At 62.6% G+C, this 10,428-nt stretch carries 13 protein-coding genes; 11 read left to right on the top strand and 2 right to left on the bottom strand.

Annotated elements, in window-relative coordinates:
• Nucleotides 1-126: 126 nt before the first annotated feature.
• Nucleotides 127-576, bottom strand: a complete 450-nt coding sequence (locus tag B4E36_RS02425) for a MaoC family dehydratase (RefSeq protein ID WP_292053761.1) — start codon at nt 574-576, stop codon at nt 127-129.
• Nucleotides 577-731: 155 nt separating this feature from the next.
• On the opposite strand from B4E36_RS02425, the gene B4E36_RS02420 reads away from it, so the two are divergent.
• The 3 genes from B4E36_RS02420 to fdhA all read left to right on the top strand — a co-directional run bounded on the left by B4E36_RS02420 (nt 732) and on the right by fdhA (nt 4,152).
• Nucleotides 732-2,156 (top strand): aldehyde dehydrogenase family protein, encoded by a 1,425-nt coding sequence (locus tag B4E36_RS02420; protein WP_292053764.1) that lies wholly within the window; start codon nt 732-734, stop codon nt 2,154-2,156.
• A gap of 25 nt (nt 2,157-2,181) precedes the next feature.
• Nucleotides 2,182-2,802 (top strand): nuclear transport factor 2 family protein, encoded by a 621-nt coding sequence (locus tag B4E36_RS02415; protein ID WP_292053767.1) that lies wholly within the window; start codon nt 2,182-2,184, stop codon nt 2,800-2,802.
• A gap of 153 nt (nt 2,803-2,955) precedes the next feature.
• The gene (gene fdhA, locus B4E36_RS02410; protein WP_292053768.1) at nt 2,956-4,152 is read left to right on the top strand and encodes a formaldehyde dehydrogenase, glutathione-independent; all 1,197 of its coding nucleotides are present in this window, start codon (nt 2,956-2,958) and stop codon (nt 4,150-4,152) included.
• An 18-nt stretch (nt 4,153-4,170) separates the two neighbouring features.
• Here fdhA and nth read toward each other — a convergent pair whose 3' ends face one another.
• Nucleotides 4,171-4,902 (bottom strand): endonuclease III, encoded by a 732-nt coding sequence (gene nth / locus B4E36_RS02405; RefSeq protein WP_292053770.1) that lies wholly within the window; start codon nt 4,900-4,902, stop codon nt 4,171-4,173.
• Nucleotides 4,903-4,926: 24 nt separating this feature from the next.
• Between nth and B4E36_RS02400 the strand changes: the two genes are divergently transcribed.
• The 8 genes from B4E36_RS02400 to B4E36_RS02365 form a co-directional block, all read left to right on the top strand.
• Nucleotides 4,927-5,412: a DUF2244 domain-containing protein gene (locus B4E36_RS02400; RefSeq protein ID WP_292053772.1), complete on the top strand. Its 486-nt coding sequence runs from the start codon at nt 4,927-4,929 to the stop codon at nt 5,410-5,412.
• A 75-nt stretch (nt 5,413-5,487) separates the two neighbouring features.
• The gene (locus B4E36_RS02395; RefSeq protein WP_292053774.1) at nt 5,488-6,372 is read left to right on the top strand and encodes a bifunctional helix-turn-helix domain-containing protein/methylated-DNA--[protein]-cysteine S-methyltransferase; all 885 of its coding nucleotides are present in this window, start codon (nt 5,488-5,490) and stop codon (nt 6,370-6,372) included.
• A 259-nt stretch (nt 6,373-6,631) separates the two neighbouring features.
• A complete protein-coding gene (gene tal, locus B4E36_RS02390; protein WP_292053776.1) occupies nt 6,632-7,588 on the top strand; it encodes a transaldolase in 957 nt (318 codons plus the stop codon).
• Nucleotides 7,589-7,893: 305 nt separating this feature from the next.
• Nucleotides 7,894-8,130: a hypothetical protein gene (locus B4E36_RS02385; RefSeq protein ID WP_292053778.1), complete on the top strand. Its 237-nt coding sequence runs from the start codon at nt 7,894-7,896 to the stop codon at nt 8,128-8,130.
• Nucleotides 8,131-8,194: 64 nt separating this feature from the next.
• Complete coding sequence (locus B4E36_RS02380) at nt 8,195-8,431, top strand: hypothetical protein (RefSeq protein WP_292053780.1); 237 nt, start codon at nt 8,195-8,197, stop codon at nt 8,429-8,431.
• Between the two features lie 82 nt (nt 8,432-8,513).
• Nucleotides 8,514-8,750 (top strand): hypothetical protein, encoded by a 237-nt coding sequence (locus B4E36_RS02375; protein WP_018064919.1) that lies wholly within the window; start codon nt 8,514-8,516, stop codon nt 8,748-8,750.
• Between the two features lie 60 nt (nt 8,751-8,810).
• Nucleotides 8,811-9,020: a hypothetical protein gene (locus tag B4E36_RS02370; RefSeq protein WP_018064920.1), complete on the top strand. Its 210-nt coding sequence runs from the start codon at nt 8,811-8,813 to the stop codon at nt 9,018-9,020.
• Nucleotides 9,021-9,318: 298 nt separating this feature from the next.
• On the top strand, nt 9,319-10,428 hold a 1,110-nt coding region (locus B4E36_RS02365), incomplete at its 3' end, for a Gfo/Idh/MocA family oxidoreductase (RefSeq protein WP_345899932.1).

Here is a 10,428-nt window from a genome sequence, read left to right as displayed (position 1 = left end):
AAAAAATCCCTGCGGCTGATCTCGCCCACCATGCATCCTCCCTTGTTGCTGCGTCGTTCATAGGCGAGGAAGGCGCCGGGCGCATCCCCTGCCGCCGTCGCGTTTCGTCAGCCGGAAAGCTGCGCCCTACCCTGCATTGCGCGCCGGCACCTGGCCGAGGGAGGTATAGGTCATCACCGTCTCGCCATCCTGGTTGGTCATCGTCACTTTGGTGCGGATACGGCCATATTCCGGGCGTTTCTCATGCCTTGAGGTTTCCACGACCTCTCGGGTTACGGTCAGCTGATCGCCGGGCTTCACCGGCCTGCGCCAGCGCAACTCGTCGATGCCGAGGCCGACCATCGGGGTCTCGCCATATCCGCCCGCCTCTACGAACAGGCGCATGGTAAGGGCAGCAAGCTGCCAGCCGCTGGCGATCAGCGAACCGAACCGGCCCTTGGCCGCGGCTTCCGGATCGGTGTGCATCGGCTGCGGATCATATTCGCCGGCAAAACGGATGATATCGGCCTCCGACAGGGTAATGGTCTTGCTGGTCCAGGTCTCGCCGACCTCGAAATCCTCGAAATAGCGCCGCATGGGGTTCTCCTTTTTTTCGATGATGTTCTAGATAGCCTCGCGACGCCAGGCAAAACAGCGCGACCCTCATTTCGGCAGACGAAATGCGGCAGCGGCCCGATTGCGGCCCGGACGGTTGCGGCTACAGTCGCTGCTGCCGACTGAGGGAGGAAATCATGGACGCGCTGGAAATCTATATCGACGGGAACTGGGTGAAGCCTGACGGCGCGCGCGAGATGGCGATCATCAATCCGGCCGACGAGCGCCAGATCGGCCGTGTGGCGCTCGGCTCCGCCGCCGATGTCGATCGCGCCGTTGCCGCCGCGCGCCGCGCCTTCGACGCCTGGTCCACGACCACCCGCGCGGAACGGCTGGAAGCGTTGCGCCGCATCGTCGATGGTTTTCGGGCGCGGCGGCCGGAACTCGCCCGGCTGATGACGATGGAAATGGGCGTGCCGATTACCTTCTCCACCGAGCGGCAGGCGACGGTGGCGCTGTTCCACTTCGAGGAGGCGATCCGGGTTCTGGAGACCTATGAGTTCGAACGACCCGAGCCGACCGGCATCATTAGGCGCGAGCCGATCGGGGTCTGCGGCATGATCACGCCGTGGAACTGGCCGCTGAACCAGATGGCCTCCAAGATCGCGCCCGCGCTCGCCACCGGCTGCACCATGGTGCTGAAGCCGAGCGAGATCGCGCCGCTGAGCGCAAGGGCGCTCGCCGAGATCATCGATGCGGCCGGGTTGCCCGCCGGCGTCTTCAATCTCGTCCAGGGCGACGGACCGACCGTCGGCGAGGCGATCGCAAGCCATCCGGAGGTCGACATGGTCTCGATCACCGGTTCGGCGGGCGCGGGCATCCGCGTCGCGAAACTTGCCGCCGACACGATCAAGCGCGTGGCGCAGGAACTCGGCGGCAAATCCGCAAACATCATCCTGCCGGATGCCGATATGGCAAAGGCCGTCGCCGCCGGCGTCCATGCCTGCAACACCAATGCCGGCCAGAACTGCCAGTCGCCGACCCGCATGCTGGTGCCGCGCGTAAACCGCGACGAGGCGATCGCGGCCGCCCGCGGCGCGATCGATACGATCGTGCTTGGCGATCCGATGGATCCGAAGACCACGATGGGCCCGCTGGTGAGCCAATCCCAGTTCGACAAGGTGCAGGCGCTGATCGCCTCCGGCATCGACGAGGGCGCGACGCTGGTCGCCGGCGGACCTGGCCGCCCGGCCGCCGCCAATGCCGGCTATTTCGTGCGCCCGACGGTGTTCGCCGACGTGACGCCCGACATGCGGATCGCGCGCGAGGAGATTTTCGGCCCGGTGCTGTCGATGATGTTCTATGACAGCGAGGACGAGGCGGTCGCGATCGCCAACGACACGCCCTTCGGCCTCGCCGGCTTCGTGCAGTCGCCCGATCCCGAACGCGCGCGCAAGATCGCCAACCGCATCCGCGCCGGACGGGTCTACTACAATGGCGCGCCGTTCGACCGGTCGCTGCCCTTCGGCGGCTACAAACAATCCGGCAATGGTCGCGAATTCGGCCTTGCCGGCTTCGAGGAATATCTGGAAACCAAGGCGCTGGTCGGCTTTACGGCCTGACCGACGCGCTAACGCGGAGGACAACATGCAGCCCGAAACCGAACGACGCCTGATGGAGATGCTGGAGCGCGAGGAACTTTTCGATCTGGTGCGGCGGGAACGTTTCGCCCGTGATCAGGGGCGGTTCGACGTGATGCGCGAATGCTTTCACGACGACGCCTATGTGCGCACCAGCTGGTATGACGGCAAGGGCGGGGCCGCCTATGTCGATTCCACCCGCGCCTTCATGCAGAAGGTGCGCGGCGGCAAGCACTGGGTGTTTCCGGCCTATGCCCGCATCAACGGCGACAGGGCGACCGTGGAAAGCCCGGCCATGATCTTCAACCGCGCGAAGCTTGAGGACATCGCGGTCGACTTTCACGTCTTCTGCCGCTTCTTCTCGCGCTGCGTGCGCGAGGACGGGCGCTGGAAGATCATGAGTTTCGAAGTCCTGTTCGAGCGCGACGTGATGAGCGCGCTCAACCCGCGCGAGGCGCTGCCGATCGACTGGGACAGACTGGAAAGCTTTCGCCCGAGCTACTGTTTCCTGTCCTATCTCCAGGGGAGCCGCGGCATCACCGTCAACCAGAACCTGCTCGGCGACGACCGCCCTGAAGAGCTGGCCGCCTTCCATGAGGGCGAGGAGGCGTGGTTGAGAGGCGCCTGACGCGGCGTTCCTTCGCGGCCGCGTTGTCGGCCTGTTTTCATGCCGCCATGCCCATGGCGGCATTTTTGATGCTTGATCATGTCGCTTTCAGACATGAATCGGCTTTCTCCCAAGCGGATGATGCAGGTTCGTGGCAAAGCCTGGGAGGAAGACATGGCAAGTGCATCGAACCGCGGCGTGATATTTCAGGGCGCCGGCAAAGTGACTGTCGAAACGATCGATTTTCCGAAACTGGCGCTGGGAGAACGCCGGTGTGATCACGGCGTGATCCTGAAGATCCTGACCACCAATATCTGCGGTTCCGACCAGCACATGGTGCGCGGCCGCACCACCGCGCCGCAGGGTCTCGTGCTCGGCCATGAGATCACCGGGCAAGTGATCGAATGCGGGCGCGATGTCGAATTCATTTGCGTTGGCGATGTCGTTTCCGTGCCGTTCAACATTGCCTGCGGGCGCTGCCGCAATTGCAAGGAGGGCAAGACCGGCATCTGCCTCAACGTCAACCCGTCGCGCCCGGGTGCTGCCTATGGTTATGTCGATATGGGCGGCTGGGTCGGCGGGCAGGCCGAATATGTCATGGTGCCCTATGCCGATTTCAACCTGCTGAAATTCCCCGACCGCGAACAGGCGATGGAGAAGATCACAGATCTGACGCTGCTGTCCGATATCTTCCCCACCGGCTTCCATGGCTGCGTGACGGCGGGTGTCGGGCCCGGCTCGATCGTCTATATCGCCGGTGCCGGGCCGGTCGGCCTTGCCGCCGCAGCCTCCGCGAGGCTTCTGGGAGCTGCCTGCGTCATCGTCGGCGACATGATCCCTGAGCGGCTGCGGCAGGCGAAAAGCTTCGGCTGCGAGGCCATCGACCTCAGGCAGGACGCGACGCTGGGAGACATGGTGGCCGAGATCACCGGCACGCCGGAGGTGGATGCCTTTGTCGACTGCGTCGGCTTCGAGGCCCATGGCTGCGGCCATGATCACAGCCACGAACAGCCGGCGACCGTGCTGAACTCGGCCATGGACCTGACCCGCGCCGGCGGTCAGATCGGGATTCCGGGTCTTTACGTGACCGAAGATCCCGGCGCTGCGGACAAGGCGGCGCAGAAGGGCGCGCTCAGCCTGCGGTTCGGCCTTGGCTGGGCCAAGTCGCATTCCTTCCACACCGGCCAGTGCCCGGTGATGCGCTATAACCGCGCGCTGATGCAGGCAATCCTGTATGGCCGGGTGGATATCGCCAAGGCGGTGAATGTCGAACTCATCACCCTCGACGATGCCCCGCGCGGCTATGCCGATTTCGATGGCGGGGCGGCGAAGAAATTCGTCATCGATCCGCATGGCATGGTCGCCGCCTGAAAACGGGCGGAGACCGGCTCACCCGATCGGAACCAGCGGCGCCGACATCTCGGAGGTCTTTTCCGCGGCCTTGCAGATGTCGGCGATCACGCAGGCCGGACAGTCCGGCTTGCGGGCCTTGCAGACATAGCGGCCGTGCAGGATCAGCCAGTGGTGGGCGTGGAACAGGTATTCGTCCGGGATCACCCGTTCCAGCTTCGCCTCGACCTCGTCCGGCGTCTTGCCGGGCGCGAGGCCGATGCGGTTGGCGATGCGGAAGATATGGGTGTCGACGGCGATGGTCGCGTGGCCGAACGCCATCGACATCACCACATTGGCGGTCTTGCGGCCGACGCCGGGCAGCGTCACGAGTTCCTCGCGGGTCCTCGGCACCTCGCCGCCGAAATCGTCGATCAGCTTGCGGCTCATCGCGATCACGTTCTTGGCCTTGTTGCGGTAAAGTCCGATCGTCTTGATATGCGAGATCAGCCGTTCCTCGCCCAGCTCCAGCATCTGTTGCGGCGTCTCGACCTCGGCAAACAGCGCGCGGGTCGCCTTGTTGACGCCGACATCGGTGGCCTGGGCGGAAAGTGCCACGGCCACCAGCAGGGTGAACGGGTTGGTGTGCTCGAGCTCGCCCTTCGGCTCCGGCCGCTGAATTTCGAAGCGGCGAAAAATCTCGCGGATCTCCGCCTCGCTATAGGCGCTCGGCCGCGCGCGATTTGACTTTTTGCGCCTTTGAGTGCTGACTGTGGTTCTGGTTTTTGTCATTTTTTCAATCTGGCTCGACGCGCAATGACCGAAGCGCTTGATGACAGGCCGGTCTTTTCGGCTGAACTTTTCCCCCATCGCTCTTTAGGGCGCAAGGGTTTTCGCATACTGCTTTTGCTCGCGGCCCTCGGCTTCGTGCCGAATGTGCTCTATTTCACCGTCCATGGCGCATGGCCGATCGCGCTTTACTGCCTTGCGGCCTTTGCCGGACTTTATGCCGCCTTCCGGCTGTCCTATCGCAGGGCGCTCGAGCGCGAGCATGTCCGGGTGTCGCGGCTGGAGATATCCGTCACCAAGGTGACGCCGGCGGGCAAGCGGCTCGAGGCGCATTACAATCCGTTCTGGGCGCGCTTCACCGTCGACCGCCACCAGGAATTCGGCATTACCCGCATGGCGCTTGCGGGCGAGGGGCGGCGGACCGAGATCGGCGCCTTTCTCAATCCCGATGATCGCGAGAGCTTCGCCAGGGCTTTCCGGCAGGCACTGGCCACCGTGAAACAGCGCATTTGAGCGCCTCTGGCAAGAATCGGGTGGCGGCGCGGAAAGAAACCGTGCTTCCTGCCGTGACGAAGGAGCACGAAGCCGATGAACGCCTTATTTGAAACCATATCCGACAGCGCCGTGGAGACCACACCCTGCGGAGCGGACTACGACACGGTGCGCAGCGTGATCACGATGATCAGCGAGGATTATCGCGAACAGCCGGGGCTCGAGACCATCGCCGAGCGGCTCGGCATGTCGCCGACCGGGCTGCAGAAGACCTTCACCCGCTGGGCCGGCCTGTCGCCCAAGGCGTTTCTGCAGGCGATCACGCTGGACCACGCCAAGGAGCTTCTCGGCAAGGAGCGGTTGCCGGTGCTCGACACCTCCTATGAACTCGGTCTGTCCGGGCCCGGACGGCTGCACGATCTGTTCGTCACCCACGAGGCGATGTCGCCCGGCGAATGGAAGAGCGGCGGCGAGAGCCTGGTGATCCGCTACGGCTTTCATGCCTCGCCCTTCGGCCGGTCGTTGCTGATGATCACCGATCGCGGCCTTGCCGGCGTAGCCTTCGCCGATCCGGGCGACGAGCGCACAGCCTTCGAGGACATGACCGCGCGCTGGCCCAATGCGACCTATATCGAGGACGAGCCGGCGACGGCGGCCTATGCGCGGCGGATATTCGACCCAGAGGAATGGTCCTCGGACCGGCCGCTCAAGGTGGTGCTGATCGGCACGGACTTTCAGGTTCAGGTCTGGGAAAGCCTTTTGAAGATACCCTTCGGCAAGGCCAAGTCCTATTCCGAGATCGCATCCGAGATCGGCCGCCCGAATGCCTCGCGCGCCGTTGGCGCTGCGATCGGGCGAAACCCGGTCTCCTTCGTCGTGCCCTGCCACCGCGCGCTCGGCAAGTCCGGCGCACTGACCGGCTATCACTGGGGCGTAACCCGCAAACGCGCCATGCTCGGCTGGGAGGCCGGCAAGGCCTGAGAGCCTGGAGCGTCGGGCGGTGCCAGTTAATCGCTCCGATGCTCTGGGCGCGAAACGTCATATCCATCCTTGACTTTGAAAAGCCCGACTTGCGATAGTCGCCGGGAAACCGCCGCCCTTGCATGGCGGGCCGATGTCTGCGAACAGTCATGAACGCATCACCGCGACCCGCTATCATCGCGGGAGCGCCGCGACGGATTCGGCGGAACAGGATTGCGGCCGGCCTTCGAGCCGCGCCATAGAAGGAAGGATGAGGAAAATGGCTTCCAAGCTAGATCAATTGCGCGAGATGACCACGGTCGTTGCCGATACCGGCGATATCCGCGCTGTCGAGAAACTGAAACCGGTCGATTGCACCACCAATCCCTCGATCGTGCTGAAGGCGCTGTCCACGGACATGTTCGACGACGCCTTCGCCGAGGCGATCAAGTGGGGCAAGGAGCAGGGCGGCGCCAAGGATGACGTCGTTGCAGCCGTCGCCAGCCGGCTCGCCATCGATGTCGGTGCTGCGCTGGTCAAGCTCGTGCCCGGCCGTGTTTCGACCGAGGTCGATGCCGACCTGTCCTTCGACACCGAGGCTTCGGTCGCCAAGGCGCGCGAGATCATCAAGGCCTATGAAGACCGCGGCATCGGCCGCGAGCGCATCCTGATCAAGCTCGCCTCCACCTGGGAAGGCATTCGCGCCTGCGAAATCCTGCAGAAGGAAGGCATCGACTGCAATCTGACGCTGCTGTTTTCCAAATGCCAGGCGATCGCCTGCGCCGATGCCGGCGCCTTCCTGATCTCGCCCTTCGTCGGCCGCATTCTCGACTGGTACAAAAAGGACACCGGCGAGACCTACACGTCGGAGACCGATCCGGGCGTGCTGTCGGTCCGTTCGATCTACAATTACTACAAGGCCAACGGCATCAAGACCGTGGTCATGGGCGCGTCGTTCCGCAATACCGGCGAAATCGAAGGCCTTGCAGGCTGCGACCGGCTGACGATCGCGCCGAACCTGCTGGAAGAACTCGCCGCTGACGAGGGCAAGCTGGAACGCAAGCTCACGCCCGATGTGTTCGAGGCCGAAGACAAGGTCGACATGGACGAAAAAACCTTCCGCTGGATGATGAACGAGGACCCGATGGCGACCGAAAAGCTTGCCGAAGGCATCCGCAATTTCGCCAAGGACCTCGGAAAATTGCGCACGCTGGTGGCGGAAAAGCTCGACGCCTGAAGTTTTTTTGACAAAAAATAGAAAAATGACCCGGCCTCGCGGCCGGGTTTTTTGTTGCCTGAAACGGCCCCTGCGGGCTTCTAGGCGGTGGCCTCAATACCGATTTAATCAATTGATTTATAATGCGATTCGTCGCGCTGCTCAGGCAGTTTCGTTCTGAAAAATGGAGCGGCATCAAAGACTTCGGAGTGGACCGTCAACAAAAAAACGACGCTGCGGTTCTAAAATGAAGACTTGTTAATCAACTGATTAAAACCCATCTCCCAGTCATCAAACGACACAATGATGATCAAAGGAGTTTCATCATGAACAAGTTCGCAGCAACCGCCGCCCTGGTCTCCGCTCTCGCAGCAGCCCCTGCGGCCTTCGCCATCCAGCCTTCCGCCGTTCCGGACACCGGCACGCTTTCCAAGGCCCCGGTCGGCTCCACGGTCCAGATCAACGGCACCGACAATTTCGGCGACCGCTATGTCAACTTCTTCCGCGTGACCGAAGACGGCTCGCTGCAGCTGGTCGATCAGGTTCGCCAGAGCAACGACTGACACACATAGCGATGGCGCGCCGGCACGGCGCACCATCGCCCACATATCTAAGGAGTATTTTACAATGAACAAGTTCGCAGCAGCCACGGCGCTCGTCGCCGCTCTCGCAGCAGCCCCCGCCGCTTTCGCCATCCAGCCTTCGGCCGTTCCGGAAACCGGCACGCTTTCCAAGGCCCCGGTTGGCTCCACGGTCCAGATCAACGGCACCGACAAGTTTGGCGACCGTTACGTGAATTTCTTCCGCGTTTCCGATGACGGCTCGCTGAAGCTCGTAGATCAGGTTCGCCAGAGCGACGACTGAAAGCGGTAGTACCCACCGCAAACAATAATGATGACGCGCCGAAAGAGGCGCTCCGCATAAAAATACCCAAGGAGTATTCACAATGAACAAGTTCACAGCAACCGCAGCGCTCGTTGCCGCCCTCGCAGCAGCCCCCGCCGCCTTCGCCATCCAGCCTTCGGCCGTTCCGGAAACCGGCACGCTGTCCAAGGCTCCGGTCGGCTCCACGGTCCAGATCAATGGCACCGACAAGTTTGGCGACCGTTACGTGAATTTCTTCCGCGTTTCCGATGACGGTTCGCTGAAGCTCGTCGATCAGGTTCGCCAGAGCGACGACTGACGCCGTAAACAACGCGTGCGCGCCGGTTTCCGGCGTCGCACTCTTCCAGGAGCAATGGCAATGACAAGGTTCACGGTCCCCTCAGCCCTGGTCCTTTTGCTGGCCGCCGCGCCGGCGGCCTTCGCTCTCCAGCCAGCGGCGATCCCGATGGACGGTCTGCGGATGATGGTGTCCGCCGACGGCATCGACATTGAAAGCACCGAGCGTTTCGACACCGCGGAGAGTGCTGGAATGACTGTCAGTGACGAGGCCCAACAGCCCGTCGACTGATCACGAACAGCCTGCCGCTTTCGCCGCCGAAACTGGCAAAGCCCAACATCGGCTGCAATGCCCGAGGTGACTTGCCCCCCTCCACCTCAGGATGGCCCCGGTTTTCCGGGGCCTTTTTTTTGTCGTGTGGCGGGCGTCAGCGGATCCCGGCGCGCCCTCCTGTCAGTATTGAGGCCATGACAAGTTTCTGAAAATCATTTTCATGAAGTCATTTTTTTAGTGAAAGTTTGTTGACGTTTCGGCTTTCTTGTCTCAGTCTGAAGAAAATAAATTACGAAAATGTTGGGAACAGTCCTCCATGAAGGTCGCTATTATCGGACTCGGTTTCCGTCTGGGTTATCTTGGCGTGGTGTTTTCCGAATTGGACCCCGATTTCGAGATCGTGGGCTATGTGGATCCGGCACCCGCAGGTCTCGAAACGCTTGAAAAAGACGGCATTTCTCCCGGCAGGGCCTATGACACGCCCGAAGCGCTGATCGAAAACGAGACGTTCGATCTCTTGATGATCGGTTCGCCCAATTTCATGCATCTCGACCATATCCGCACCGGGCTTGAGGCGGGACTGACCGTTTTCACCGAAAAGCCGATCGTGATGAGTATCGAGGAGAGCTACGAACTCGCAGCCCTCCTCAACGCCTACGGTTATGACCGGCTGCTGGTCGGCCTCGTGCTGCGCTATTCGCCGCTTTACCGCGACCTGCGTGCCGCCCAGGCAGACGGCCGGCTGGGCGATGTGGTTTCGATCGAGGCGTCGGAGCATATCGCGCCCTATCACGGCGCGTTCTTCATGCGCGACTGGCGGCGACACACCCGCTATTCCGGGCCGTTCATGCTGGAAAAATGCTGCCACGACCTCGACCTCTATAATGGCGTGGTCGGCGCGCGGCCGCGTTATGTCGCAAGCTTCGGCGGCCGCAAGAGCTTCACGCCCGCCAATGCGCCCCAGGGCGCGGGCGCCAACGATATCGAGGTCTATCACCGTAAGCCGAGCGGCTGGATGGGATCGGACAGGGTGTTCGACAGCGATGGCGACATCATCGATTACCAGACCGCGACCGTCGAATATGAAAACGGCGTCGCCATGACCTTTCACACCAATCTCAATGTACCCGACGAGTTCCGCCGCTTCTGCGTGATCGGCGCGAAGGGCATGGCGGAGGGCGATTTCGTGCGCGGCTTCCTCGATGTTCACGATGCCCGCACCGGTGAGAAGACCGTGTCGCGCACCTATTCCGCCCCCTCCGAACGCTCGCAGCATTACGGCGCGGACGAGCAGATGGCAGAGGATGTGATCGCCCACATCACCCGCGGCGCGGCGCTGCCGGTCTCCGCGCTCGACGCCATCGAGGCCGGCATTCTGGCGCTCGCCATGGACGAGGCCCGCCGCGAGCGCAAGGTGGTCGATCTC

This window comes from Martelella sp. UBA3392, assembly GCF_002358775.1.
GTDB lineage: Bacteria > Pseudomonadota > Alphaproteobacteria > Rhizobiales > Rhizobiaceae > Martelella > Martelella mediterranea.
The sequence above is the reverse complement of the archived record's forward strand: the minus strand, read 5'-3'. Positions and strand labels throughout refer to the sequence as shown.